A 12,834-nucleotide genomic window follows, 5' to 3' on the forward strand; every position below is an offset into this window, starting at 1 on the left:
TTGAATTTTCGCACCCCATTACTGTTCAGTGTTGGGGTGCGGTTAGCTCAATTCTTTATGCAGTACAAGTTGCTTTGAGAGTATGCGGTCCAAAATTAGTAATTTGAACTTTTGCTCCAGATTCTGCGCTTAGTTTTAAAATGTCGCCGGAATGGACAGTCACTTTCATGGTGTTTCCTTTAGAGAGCGTAACACCATTAATTTTACCTGCTTTTGCGAGCGCCTCTGCAAAAAGTTCATTCGATGGATCTTCACTGGTAATTTTACAATCGGCTGCTACTTCCCAATACAAATAATTAACAAAGACTAGAGGTTCGTTAGGTGGAAACTCGTATTCAAGAGTTACTCCAGCCTGGAGCGCGTGAGTCACACTGGAATAAGTGTTTGAACTAAATGTTGCCACTGCGCATAACAACGTAAAGCCGATTTTTCGTAGCATAGATATATCTCCATTATGAAAAATTAACAGGCTAAGATACATTTATTTTGCTTCATTGGCAAATTAAAAGGCATTTGCGTGGATTGAACCGGGTACCCACCCCGTCAGAAATTATTGTTTTTATTTTGAAAGGGTTATATTTCTCCCAGAGCCTTAGCTATTGATTCAGTCATTACTTTGGCATCACCAAAAAGCATATAGGTATTGTCATGAAAAAATAAATCGTTTTCCACCCCTGCATAACCAGGAGATAAACTGCGTTTGACGAATAAGACCGTTTTGGCTTTTTCAACCTCCAGGACAGGCATTCCATAGATTGGGGAGGCGGGATCGGTTTTGGCCGCAGGGTTGGTGATATCATTTGCTCCAATCACGTAAGCGACATCACAGGCAGTAAAGTCTCTGTTAATTTCACTCTGCTCAAAGACTCTGTCATAGGGGATATTGGCTTCAGCAAGCAATACGTTCATATGGCCAGGCATGCGCCCAGCAACTGGGTGTATTGCAAAACGAACACGAATAGAACGAGATTCCAGAGCATCAACAAGCTCTTTGACGGCATGTTGGGCATGTGCCACTGCCATTCCATATCCAGGAACAATGATGACATCCTTGGCATTACTTAAAAGGAATGCAGCATCTTCGCCGTTGGCTTGTCTTACATTGCGTAGCTCATTGCCGGAATGAGCTTGTTTCGTGTTCCCAGAACTGCTTATTCCACCAAAAATGACATTAAAGATAGAGCGATTCATGCCAACACACATGATATAGCTTAAAATTGCCCCGCTGGCGCCTACGAGAGCGCCTGTGATAACTAACAGATGATTGCTCAGAGTGAAACCTATTCCTGCTGCAGCCCAACCTGAGTAGGAGTTCAGCATGGAAATAACGACAGGCATATCAGCTCCGCCAATAGGAATAATGAGTAAAACACCAATAAGAAAAGCCAATCCCGCCAACAGGTTAAAGAGAAGCAGGTTTTGATTGACTACAAATAAAATGAGTAAAACCAGGATTGTTAGTCCTATTAGTAAGTTGACATAGTTTTGAGCATAAAATCGAATTGGAATACCTGATATGATTCCTTGTAATTTTAAAAAGGCAATGACTGAACCAGAAAAAGTAATGGCTCCGATGATTAACCCCAAGCTCATTTCAATAAGACTTGCAGTAGCAATCGCACCAGGTGTGCCGATTTGAAAAGACGCGGGGGATAAAAAGGCGCAGTAGGCTACCAGAACGGCCGCCATACCTACTAAAGAATGAAAAGCGGCAACCAGTTGTGGTATGGCCGTCATGTTAATCTTCAAAGCAATGATAGTTCCTATTATTCCGCCGCCTGCTATTAATGCGATTAATAGAATATGATGGTAGGTGGTGGGCATCATCAGGGTGGATCCCACTGCCAGGATCATACCCAGAATACCGAGAAGGTTCCCTCTTCTTGAAGTAGAGGGACTGGCTAGTCCTTTTAAAGCCAATATAAAGCAAATGGCTGCCAATAAATAAAAGAGTGGAACTATTGAATTCATTACGGATTCCGTCCTTTAAATCATTATTTTTTATACATGCGAAGCATGCGTTGAGTTACTACAAAGCCACCAAAAATATTGATTGAAGTAATAAATATGGCTATACCGCCTAGCCAGGTGATGCTTCCAATCAATTCACTTCCCGCTGCAATTAAAGCACCAAGTATAATGATACTGGAGATGGCATTGGTGACTGACATTAGGGGGGTATGCAAAGCTGGTGTTACTTTCCAAACCACATAGTAACCTACAAAACAGGCCAGTATAAAAATGGTTAATATTGTAATATAAGGATTACCAAGTGTATGAATCTCAGGCATTTTGCTTCTCCTTTACTCCCTGAAAGGGTAGATAAGTTCCTTTATGGCAAAGAACGGCTTGCTGGATAATCTCATCATCAGGATTTAAGTTTAACTCAGCCGGATTTTTTGCTAAAAGGTTTATAAGATGAACCAGATTATTAGAATAAAGGTCACTTGCCGTAGCAGGGACAAGGCCAGCCATATTACTCAACCCCACTATAGTAATTTCACCATGCTTGATGATTTTATCGGCGACACTGAGTTCACAATTTCCACCTCGGGAAGTTGCAAGATCAACAATGACAGAACCTGGTTTCATTTGCTCGACAGTTTTTTTATAAAGTAAAACCGGGGCTTGACGCCCGGGTATCAATGCTGTGGAAATAACGATGTCAGCAGTTTTTGCATATTGATCAATCAGCTCAGCCTGAAGTTTTTTATATTCTTCACTTGTTTCTGAGGCATATCCCCCGGCTGTTTCACTATCTTGCTCCTGCATTACCTCTATGAATTCAGCGCCTAAACTTTCAACCTGTTCCTTGGCAGCCTTTCTTACGTCAAAGGCATAAACTACTGCACCTAAACGTTTCGCAGTTGCTATGGCTTGTAAGCCCGCAACTCCAGCACCAAGAATGAGTACTTTTGCCGGTTGAATCATTCCTGCTGCTGTCATCATCATGGGTATAGCTCTATGAAATGTTGCCGCAGCTTCCAAAACCGCCCTGTATCCAGCCAGATTAGCCTGAGAAGATAGGCTGTCCATGCTCTGAGCACGACTTATCCTGGGAATAAGATTCATTGAAAATAATGTCATTTCCTGATCCAGACACCACTTAACAAGCGGGCTAAGTGGATTATTGTCTATGTGACCGATTATTAGAGAATCAGAGGGTAAGCCTTTCAGGTTCTTGGGATCAGGTTCGTTAACACATAAAAGAATTTGAGCTTTTTCGAGTAATGTACTTTTACCGTCGAATATTGTTGCGCCAGCTTTTTCAAATTCTTCATTGGCAAAATCTGAGCCAAGCCCCGCGTTTTTTTCAATCCCTACGTCATAGCCTAGTTTTATGTATTGTTTGGCCGAGTTGGGAGTAATAGCTATTCGCGATTCCTGAGCTGATTCCATTAAGGTTGCAATCATCATGGGAAAATCCTTATTACCGTTATTATTCTATCCTATTGTAATTTAGAATAATTTTCTACAGCATAAAATACCAATTTTAGATCTTCGAATTTGGAAAAGCGAGGAATGAACATATGAAAAGGGCGTATTGAATACGCCCCTGGTGTTAGTATGTTATAGACAGCAAGATTGAGTGCAGTCCTGTTCAAAAATGTGGATTCCTCCGGAGTGCTTTTGGCTTCTCAGTCTAAGCTGAGCGTGCTCACCACACTCTCAATCTGGCCTCCAAAATTGTACTGTTGGCTGAACAATGATTGCCGTCTATGTTTCAATATTAGGCTAACGTTGTAATTAATTCCACTCAATTGCACTTATAAATTGCAAAAATTTTGTTAAAAACACTATTTTAATTTTTATGCTTTCTTACTGAAGAGAGCACCACTAAAAATTGATGAAAAGGGTTTTCTGGAAGCATAGTTACTATTTCCGGTTTTTAAGAATATTTGAGTAAAATATATTTTTCCTTTTTCATCTCGAGCTATGCCTATTCCGGTAAGGTCATAGTTACCAACAATATTTCTTTTGTGTCCTGGGCTACGTAACCAATTTTTGACGACGTCCTGGGCATTTTTATAGTTGTAAGCCACATTTTCAGCCCCGGCATTTGAGTTTTTAATCTGTGTGTGTAGTTTATCAATACGCTTATTAAAATATTTGTGGCCAAAAGGTATTGTGTGTTTTGCCATATCCATGGAATGAATTTTCGCTTCTTTTACTATGCGGTTATCCATTTTGAGAGGAGATAGGCCATGTTGTTGTCTGTAATTGTTGATATAAACTAAAATTTCATTTTGAATGGCAGTGTCATTCACTGTATTTTTGGAGTGTGGGGCAGCATAAGCTGATGAGATTAAACTGTATACAAGCGCAATAAAGAAGGTTATTGATTTAGTTTTTATCAGATTCATAGGAAATCCTCATAAATTTATTATTAAGAATAAAGGAATTATTTTGATCTGAATGGTTACTAAAAAACGCACTTTTGTCCAGTGATTGATAGAACTAAAAATTTACTAAAAGTATTTCATTGGATTTTTTTGGTCTTAATTTATATATTATGGTGTGTTTTTATATTTGATTTCATATAATATGTTTTCAATCCATGTTTTTGAAATATATCTCTACACAATGAAATGTGATGTTTCTTTAGGCACTTTTAGACTTATATTTTTTTACTTAGTTTTTCAATAGCCTCATCAATTTCTTCAACTTCACCAGAATAATGGTAATAAATACGATTTTTGGCGCAATCGATAATCCCCAGTTGCTCTTTAGGCTGGTTATCAAATTGTTTAAAGATCCAGAAAATGGCTTGGGAATCATCGCTTTTTATTTCTTTTAACAGATCAATCATCCTGTTTTCTTCAATTTCAGAATGTGTACAAACCAGGCCTGTTGAAGAAAGAGTAATTTTATAGGCAAAATGTTTTTCTTTCATGATGATACTCCATTTAATTCATCATCAGTACTTACGAAAAAAACAATCTCTTAGTTAAAAACATTTTTTTCATTCATCTTGGGGGTTTTTGTCCTTGATCTTAGTAAAACCATTTTAAAAGCAAACTAAAAGACCTGATTGATCAAATTATAGTCTCTAATAGATAAGAAGGATAAAAAATTTTGAATAGGCTAATTTCAAAATTTCAAAAAGAATCGAACAGTGATGAACACCAAAACAAAAGTATAGCAGGAGGTGAAATAAGGCAGATAAAAGAAACTGTATGTTTTAAGAATGCCAATGTTCTATAATTTAATAGAGTGGATATTAATTAATGGACATTGGATAAAATGACTTCATCCAAGCATTACAAGGAAAGTATGACCTTGCTGTTTGAGGGATCTCTAAGAGCGATTCCGTTCAATATTATATTGGCTACATTGCTTGCTCTTGACCTGGTTTATAATGATATGCCTGCATTAATAATAGGGGCATGGTTTTTCGGTATTATCTTTATAAGCTTGGTAAGAAGTTTTTTCTGTTGGAAAATAATTAAACGAGGAGTAGAAAAAAATAGCATACAAGCCACTTTGCTCAAGTTTTTCTTTCTTACATTTGTCACGGGTAGTATATGGGGCGCATGTTACTTCATTACTCTACCTTATTTAAATGATCTTCACGAATTTATTATTATTTTGGTGTTTGGAGGAATGTGTGCAGGTGCAATTGCTTCTCTCTCTATTTATTTACCAGCCTATTATGCCTATGTTTTTCCAATGCTTTTTCCAGTCATTGTTTATAATTATGCGTTGTTAGATGTCGATAGAACGATTTTAGCAACCATGTTTTTAATTTTTATTGCCATGCTTATTATTTCTGCAAAGATTAACAATAGATTACTCAATGAAAATTTTCGATTGTTCAATGAAAAAGAACTATTGATTAATGAATTGAAAGTGATGTCAATAACTGATTCTTTGTCAGGGTTATATAACAGGCGATATTTTGACAACATATTCCCGCAAGAGTTTAATCGAGCAAGACGTAATCAATATTTTTTAAGCCTGCTTTCAATTGATGTAGATAATTTTAAATTAATCAATGATAATTTGGGCCATCCTTTTGGTGATAAAGTTCTTATTAGCATCGCTGATTTATTAAAAAAAATATTTAGACGTTCAAACGATATACTGTTTCGGCTTGGTGGAGATGAATTTGCAATAATCATCGCTAATCAGCCGATTAAAGACACAATATCTATTTGCCAAGCAATTAAAAATCCTTTTAAAACAGGAATATTGAATCAAAATTGTGATTCAAACGAACAATTACTCATGAGTCATGTCACTTTAAGCATCGGGATTGTTTATATTCATTTTGAAAGTTCAGCCAGTGTAGAACACGCAATTACTGTAGCGGACAAGGCATTATATCAAGCTAAAAAAAATGGAAAGAACCAAATTGTAGTAAAAAAACTTCTTTAAAATGATGATATTTTATCTTTAATTTCCAATTTAATTGGATGACATCCTGAACGCTGGGTAGTGCGTTAATGGATTATAAATTGACAGTAAATCCTAATAAAATTCCATGTAAAACCGGGATATTTGAAACACTGCCAGTTTTTGAGTTCACATTTAATTTGACATTAGGATCGTTACCAAAAACTCCCTGATACAGCAAACTCAAACTGGCTAAAGCAGTGATAGGATAACCAAAACCTGCTTGAATTTCTCCGGCTAATTGTGAAATTTCATTGATGGGGTAGAGATCAACTTGCCATGATCTGTATGCTACACCACCTTTTAATTGTGCAAAAAAAGAACTTCCAAATAAGGGGTCACTCTTGGCGGTGACTAGTAAGTCCAGCATGGGGCTGAGGTTGGTTTCTACTGGTAGCCAGCCAAGTACTGATAAGGTTTCTCGGGGAATATTCAAGCGCATTTTATTGCCATTTTGAACCCCAAGCTCTAATCCCAGAGCTATATCTCCACTAAGCATTAGTTCATTAGCCAGAGCCAATCGACCTAAAGCGGTTTTGCCATCTTTTGAGTACATATGCTGGTATCTGCCACTTCCAAAGCTGGCAATAATTGTCCATGGTTGGTCTTGAGAGGTGGGCTCAGGATAGTAACCATCAGCAAATACGTTGATTGATAATAAAATTCCTATTGCAATTAGTTGTAATTTCATTTTCATCTTTCATATCCCTGATTGAATTGGTTAGTTCTGAAAGCAGTTTTACCAAAAGAATCTTACTATGAGCCAGCTGTAGTCTTTACACAATGGATATAATTTACTGCTTTATGCTACTCAATGAAAGCGACAATTATAACCTTATACCCTGTGAAGGATAACCAGGAATTGTAATTTGGCGGAGAGAGAGGGATTCGAACCCTCGATACGTTGCCGTATACACACTTTCCAGGCGTGCGCCTTCGACCGCTCGGCCATCTCTCCAACCGGGCAAGCTTATACTTGTCGGCAAATAAAAGCAAGACTGTGATAACTATTAAAGAGGTTTTCCATCACACAGATAATATATTCTATTTTTTTATGGTAATAAATTGGATTGTTTTATTTGAGTTTTAATCCGGTTTATTCGATACTTGAGTGTTCAAATAGTGTTGATTATGTTCAAAATTAAATGTATTATCATCCCTTTTTTTAGGAGTAAGATTTATGACATTGCAACATTCCGTACAAAAAGGGGTATCTGATTTTAGTTTTATTATTGGCACAGGTCTAAAGTATGGTGGTGCTGGCGGTCTTTTAGTGATGGCTGTTGTAGGAACTGTTGCTATTGATCTTGTCTTGCTTGCTGCTGCAGAAAAAAACCATAACAGTTTTTTGACAGGATTTGTGTTAGGCTCCATGTTTTCCAGAGGTAATTTGGATCCCGTTCCACTTTTGATCGCATCTCCTATCACATCAGCTGTTGCTGTTGTGTTATCTGTTGCCTTGGGTGTTCCTGGCGTTGGTCTTGCAATACTGGCTGGATGGACTTTGGCTGGCACTTTATTGGCTGCTGGTATGGGGTTGGAGGCGCTTGCCAAATCCATTGATCCTGAACCGTCATCAGAGTCAGATTATAGTTCTGGTTTGTGCTTTAACTAATAGAACCAAGAGGGGAGTTCAGATTATTTCCCCTCTCAAGACAGTTTATCGGAAAATTATTTTTATAAATATTGTATATACTATATAGTAATAATGGTTCATTAAATCTTAGGATTGAATCATGTACTTACGTTTATTCGCACTATCTGTATTGTATTTAGTGACTTGTCCAACTTGGTCTTTTACTTGTATCTATACCTTGGTTAAAGACAGTTGTTGGACCGATTATGATGTTACTGTCGATGTCATTGAAGATTCTACGTCAAAAACTTTGCTGACAGTTACCGCTCCCAAAGGAAAATCATGGGCTAGAGGTACTTTCAATTGTGAGGCCGCTGAGGGATTGAGATATGTTGCTCAATTTTCACCTGTCTTTTGGCAAAATGATGTCGGCAAAACCTACCCGGCATTAAGGAATTGGTATTTACCAGCAAAAGTTAATCCTGGGGATTTGGCTTGGACTATACCTGTTTGTTTTCCAGCAGATTTTGCTCAAGTTCCCTTTCCGCCTAATGTAGCAGGAAACTGTAAATGTGACTTCAAGAGCATTCCTGATCCCAAGCTTTAATTTTATGAGAATCATTTTTTATTTGAACACATTTTTATACTGTTTATATTTAATGCATAATGGAGCATAGCCAGAAAGTATATCTTTGTGTATGATTTTATGCTTATTTTGTAATGGAGCAAGTGATTGATTACAATAAGAAACAAAATTGGACAAATGCTGATTATGGGATTTCATGGTTCCGATCTGCATGATAATAGCCCAGTTGCTCAATGGTTATCTACTGATGGTCTCGGGGGAGTCTTATTATTCGACAAAGATCTCTCCACAGGGATTTATGGCAAGAATCTAAAGAATCAGGCCCAGATAAAGCAATTAATTCGACAGCTTAATCGTTATGCATCAATGATTTCAGGAGGCAATGACAATCTGCCTTTATTTACTGCGATTGATTATGAAGGTGGAATGGTTGACAGATTAAGCAAAATAGAAGGTTGTGCCCCTACCATGAAAGCCAGGGAGCTTGCAAAATTATCTAGTGATGATTTTGATGAAGAAGTAACCCAAATGGCTATGACGTTGAAGTCATTAGGTTTTAATTTAAATTTTGCCCCGGTTGTTGATTTAAATTTAAATACTTGTGCAGGAATTATTGGAAACTTGGGAAGAAGCTTTTCTACTAACCCAGAGGTCATTATTCGTTTGGCCAGACAGTTCGTTGATGTTTTCAGTCGTTATGGTATTGCTTGTGCCTATAAACATTTCCCTGGCCATGGCAGTGCCAACGGAGATACGCATGAGGGTTTTGTAGATGTTACAGAAACCTTTCAAACAGATGAACTAACGCCTTATCGTAGCTTATTAAAAGACCAGTCTAATCCTGTCATGGTAATGACGGCGCATGTCATTAATAAGCATTTGGATAGTAAGGGATTACCAGCTACTCTGTCCTACGATATTTTAACATTATTGTTACGTCAAAGCATAGGTTATGACGGGGTCATTATCAGCGATGATTTGCAAATGCATGCCATTTCAAATCACTACTCATTAGAGGAGGCTCTTTGTCTTACCATTAATGCCGGGGCTGATATGGTCATATTTGCCAATCAGCTTGGAACTATTACTGCACCGGAAGTTATAGCTGTGATTGAGAAACTGGTAATTGACAAACAAATTCCTGCTCAACGTATTGATGAGGCGTATAGAAGAATAGTACGCTTAAAACAACAGATTATATGCAGTGAATTAATCAATACGTAATGCCTAGTCAGGTGGTAACTGACAGATTGATGAAACATCCAGTTGCCACAAAAATCTCACCTATTTGGAGAGGCGCGGTCTTCTTTTCAGCATCAACAGACACAGTTGTTTGAGATGGAGTGTGAGGAATTTAAACGGCATCTGTATGGTGTGTTCTGCGAAGGATATAATTGACTCAATTTATTTATCCTATTGACTAGAAGAAAAATCGTGTTACAATATGTACTCTAAATGAACAGTTTTAGCTATGGGTGATGACTTTTATGTCAATTCAATCATTATATCATTACAATTCCTCATTATTTCACTCCATATATCAAGTCATCTGTTGTTGCTGCTAATCATACTTTGCTTAAATAAATAATTAATTAATGTTTTAAGGATTCAGCTATGTGTGCAGCACATCACCAAAAGAATAAATATATTTTTAGTACTCCGCTAATTTATGCATTGATGATTGGACTTGGGATACTAAGTGGATTATCCGATTTACCTTTTTTAAAGGAAACAGGGCTTTTAATTTCTGATTTATTTATTAAATTGTTTAAGTGCATTAGTTTACCAATTATTTCCTTGTCGATTATTGTAACGCTGGCAAATTATCAAACGGATAGTTTGATGAAAAGTGTATGGCAAAGAACAATTAAATATACTTTTGCAACCACTCTGGTTGCAGCATTAATCAGCTGTTTTTTATATATTTTGATTCATCCAAGCACTGTTCAAGTCAATTTAGATGCTGCCAACCCAAAATCTACCAGCAGTTTGGGATATCTTGGGTATTTGAGTAACATGATACCGACTAATTTATTATCTCCATTCCTGGAGCAACAGGTTATGGGTGTATTGTTGCTTAGTATTGTTATAGGTTTTGCTGTTCGTCAAATACCGGAGACAGAGCCTCGAGAAACTATTATTCGATTTTTCCGTGGTGCTCATGGTATGTTTTTAGTGATGACCCGATGGATAATTAAATTAATACCTTTAGGATTATTCGGTTTTATTACTTCTACTGTAATTCAGTTACGATCAGGTATGGATATTAAAGGGATAGGCCAATACTTGATGATTATCGTTTTAGCTAATTTGATACAAGGATTAGTCATTCTGCCTTTATGGCTGAAATCGAATGGGATTAAACCATTCTCTTCGATGCGGGCAATGTTACCTGCGTTATCTGTCGCTTTTTTTTCCAAGTCATCTGTTGGAACTTTGCCTGTTACAATGAATACGGTAGAGGCTAATTTAAGGGTTAATCCTCAAGTGAGTCGTTTTGTTTTACCATTGTGCACAAGTATTAATATGAATGGATGTGCAGCATTTATTTTTGCCACGGTTATTTATCTTATGCAAAGTCATGGCATCCAAGTATCTTATGCTACTATGGGGATATGGGTCTTAGTATCAACCATAGCGGCAATAGGGAATGCCGGTGTTCCAATGGGATGCTTTTTCCTGAGTGTGAGTTTACTCTCCAGTATGAATGTGCCTATCACTCTAATGGGAGTTATTCTTCCCTTCTATGGTTTGATTGATATGTTGGAAACTGCCTTAAACGTATGGTCCGATGCTTGTGTTACAAAGGTTGTTAATGATAAAGCCGAAGGTGGTTTTGAAGTAGTGGGTCTTAAATCAAAGGATCGCTCACTATTAAATGCAGAGTTAGGTTAAAGCCAGTAAATCTTCAAGTGCAAATGACTATTGCTCACATATAAGTCTCCAGAAAATTTATTGGAGACTTATATCTATAATAATCCTTCAAAATGTTCACATAGCCATCAATACTGTGCTTTTTCAGGATTATTTTAGTCCAATATGAACTAAAATACGATCGTTAGAACATATTTAAACATGAGGACGCCGATCTTACTGTAATTTTAACTGTTGGTGAGAATCCTCTTTACAGTATTGGCTTGATTAATCGATTAACAATTTCTCACAGATTGAAAAATACATGTTTTCAAGCATATTCAAATCCTTTAGAAAAGTGCATTCGTTAACCTGATGAATGGTAGCATTTACCAGTCCCAGTTCTATGACTTCAACCCCATAAGGTGCTATAAAACGTCCATCTGAAGTCCCACCACTTGTTGAAAGCTCAGGGAGAGTCCCAGTCTGTTCAAGCACTGCTTGTTTGCAGCTTTCCAGCAATATGCCTTTATTCGTTAAGAATGGTTCGCCATTTAATCGCCATTCTATAGCGGGGTTAAGATTTTGGCGTTCAAAGGCATTAAGTACTTTCGTTTTTAATGACTCGTCTGTTTGTTCGGTCGAATATCTAAAGTTCAAATGCAGATTTAATTCGCCTGGGATAATATTACCCGCATGTCCTCCACAATGGATATAAGTTATTTGCATTGATGTGGGAGGGAAATAGGCATTGCCATTATCCCATTGTATTGAAGTTAGCTCAGCTAATACTGGGCTAATTCTATGAATTGGATTGTCAGCCAAATGCGGATAGGCAACATGCCCTTGCTTTCCACTCAGATGTATTTTGGCACTTAATGATCCACGTCTTCCAATCTTGATGACATCACCTACTTTCAAGCTGCTTGAAGGTTCACCTACTATGCAATAATCAATAACAATCCCTTGCTGATCCAGTTTTTGCATCACAAATGGGGTACCCAAATTAAACTCATCGCCTTCTTCACCACTGGTTATCAGAAATCCTAGTCTGCCTGGAAAGGAAGGATAAGTTTTAATGAATCTCCTAGCCATATGCAACATACAGGCCAGGCTCCCTTTCATATCAGCAACTCCACGACCATAAAGTAGGCCATTTTTTTCTTCGAGCGAGAAAGGGTTGGTATCCCATTTTGATAATTCACCAACAGGAACGACATCGGTATGGCCTGCGAATACCAATAAAGGTCCAATTTTGCCATAGCAGGCAAAGAAATTGGATACGGGTCCATTATCCAGTTGTTGACAAGTAAATCCCAATTGTTCCAGAAATTGAATCATGTATTTTTGGCAGCCAGCATCTTCTGGTGTAATAGAAGGAAAACCAATGAGTTCAGTCAGAATTTCTTTAATATCAGTCATC

General features: G+C 37.5%; 13 protein-coding genes and 1 tRNA gene. 5 read left to right on the top strand and 9 right to left on the bottom strand.

Translation table 11 applies throughout. The annotated features are described in order from the left end of the window. Positions 1-55: 55 nt before the first annotated feature. The 6 genes from OQJ02_RS04540 to OQJ02_RS04565 form a co-directional block, all read right to left on the bottom strand. Entirely contained in the window at positions 56-439 is a 384-nt protein-coding gene (locus tag OQJ02_RS04540) for a hypothetical protein (RefSeq protein WP_265718062.1), read from the bottom strand. 134 nt (positions 440-573) lie between these two features. Further along, the gene (locus tag OQJ02_RS04545; RefSeq protein ID WP_265718063.1) at positions 574-1,971 is read right to left on the bottom strand and encodes an NAD(P)(+) transhydrogenase (Re/Si-specific) subunit beta; all 1,398 of its coding nucleotides are present in this window, start codon (positions 1,969-1,971) and stop codon (positions 574-576) included. A gap of 23 nt (positions 1,972-1,994) precedes the next feature. After that, positions 1,995-2,291, bottom strand: a complete 297-nt coding sequence (locus tag OQJ02_RS04550; RefSeq protein WP_265718064.1) for a proton-translocating transhydrogenase family protein — start codon at positions 2,289-2,291, stop codon at positions 1,995-1,997. After that, positions 2,284-3,417 carry a Re/Si-specific NAD(P)(+) transhydrogenase subunit alpha gene (locus OQJ02_RS04555; RefSeq protein ID WP_265718065.1) on the bottom strand — a complete coding sequence of 378 codons (1,134 nt, stop codon included), beginning with the start codon at positions 3,415-3,417 and terminating at the stop codon, positions 2,284-2,286. Before OQJ02_RS04555 ends, OQJ02_RS04550 begins: the two co-directional genes overlap by 8 nt. 392 nt (positions 3,418-3,809) lie before the next feature. Next, positions 3,810-4,364: a CAP domain-containing protein gene (locus OQJ02_RS04560; protein WP_265718066.1), complete on the bottom strand. Its 555-nt coding sequence runs from the start codon at positions 4,362-4,364 to the stop codon at positions 3,810-3,812. Between the two features lie 254 nt (positions 4,365-4,618). Then, positions 4,619-4,894, bottom strand: coding sequence for a hypothetical protein (locus tag OQJ02_RS04565; RefSeq protein ID WP_265718067.1), 276 nt, complete (start codon positions 4,892-4,894; stop codon positions 4,619-4,621). 350 nt (positions 4,895-5,244) lie between these two features. Between OQJ02_RS04565 and OQJ02_RS04570 the strand changes: the two genes are divergently transcribed. Continuing rightward, positions 5,245-6,378: a GGDEF domain-containing protein gene (locus tag OQJ02_RS04570; RefSeq protein WP_265718068.1), complete on the top strand. Its 1,134-nt coding sequence runs from the start codon at positions 5,245-5,247 to the stop codon at positions 6,376-6,378. A 73-nt stretch (positions 6,379-6,451) separates the two neighbouring features. Here OQJ02_RS04570 and OQJ02_RS04575 read toward each other — a convergent pair whose 3' ends face one another. Both OQJ02_RS04575 and OQJ02_RS04580 read right to left on the bottom strand, forming a co-directional pair. Beyond that, positions 6,452-7,093, bottom strand: a complete 642-nt coding sequence (locus tag OQJ02_RS04575; RefSeq protein WP_027227590.1) for a hypothetical protein — start codon at positions 7,091-7,093, stop codon at positions 6,452-6,454. A 173-nt stretch (positions 7,094-7,266) separates the two neighbouring features. Then, positions 7,267-7,354: transfer RNA gene (locus tag OQJ02_RS04580), tRNA-Ser, on the bottom strand. 222 nt (positions 7,355-7,576) lie between these two features. Between OQJ02_RS04580 and OQJ02_RS04585 the strand changes: the two genes are divergently transcribed. The 4 genes from OQJ02_RS04585 (at position 7,577) to OQJ02_RS04600 (ending at position 11,453) form a co-directional block, all read left to right on the top strand. Continuing rightward, the gene (locus OQJ02_RS04585) at positions 7,577-8,011 is read left to right on the top strand and encodes a hypothetical protein (protein ID WP_265718069.1); all 435 of its coding nucleotides are present in this window, start codon (positions 7,577-7,579) and stop codon (positions 8,009-8,011) included. A gap of 121 nt (positions 8,012-8,132) precedes the next feature. Further along, complete coding sequence (locus OQJ02_RS04590; protein ID WP_265718070.1) at positions 8,133-8,579, top strand: hypothetical protein; 447 nt, start codon at positions 8,133-8,135, stop codon at positions 8,577-8,579. 126 nt (positions 8,580-8,705) lie between these two features. Next, positions 8,706-9,782: a glycoside hydrolase family 3 N-terminal domain-containing protein gene (locus OQJ02_RS04595; protein ID WP_265718071.1), complete on the top strand. Its 1,077-nt coding sequence runs from the start codon at positions 8,706-8,708 to the stop codon at positions 9,780-9,782. 390 nt (positions 9,783-10,172) lie between these two features. Next, positions 10,173-11,453: a dicarboxylate/amino acid:cation symporter gene (locus OQJ02_RS04600; protein ID WP_265718072.1), complete on the top strand. Its 1,281-nt coding sequence runs from the start codon at positions 10,173-10,175 to the stop codon at positions 11,451-11,453. A gap of 246 nt (positions 11,454-11,699) precedes the next feature. Here the strand turns inward: OQJ02_RS04600 and dapE are convergent, their stop codons facing one another. Continuing rightward, on the bottom strand, positions 11,700-12,833 hold the full coding sequence (gene dapE / locus OQJ02_RS04605) for a succinyl-diaminopimelate desuccinylase (protein WP_265718073.1): 1,134 nt from the start codon (positions 12,831-12,833) through the stop codon (positions 11,700-11,702). Position 12,834: the final 1 nt, after the last annotated feature.

Origin of the sequence: Legionella sp. PATHC032, assembly GCF_026191185.1 — a bacterium.
Taxonomy (GTDB): Bacteria; Pseudomonadota; Gammaproteobacteria; order Legionellales; family Legionellaceae; genus Legionella.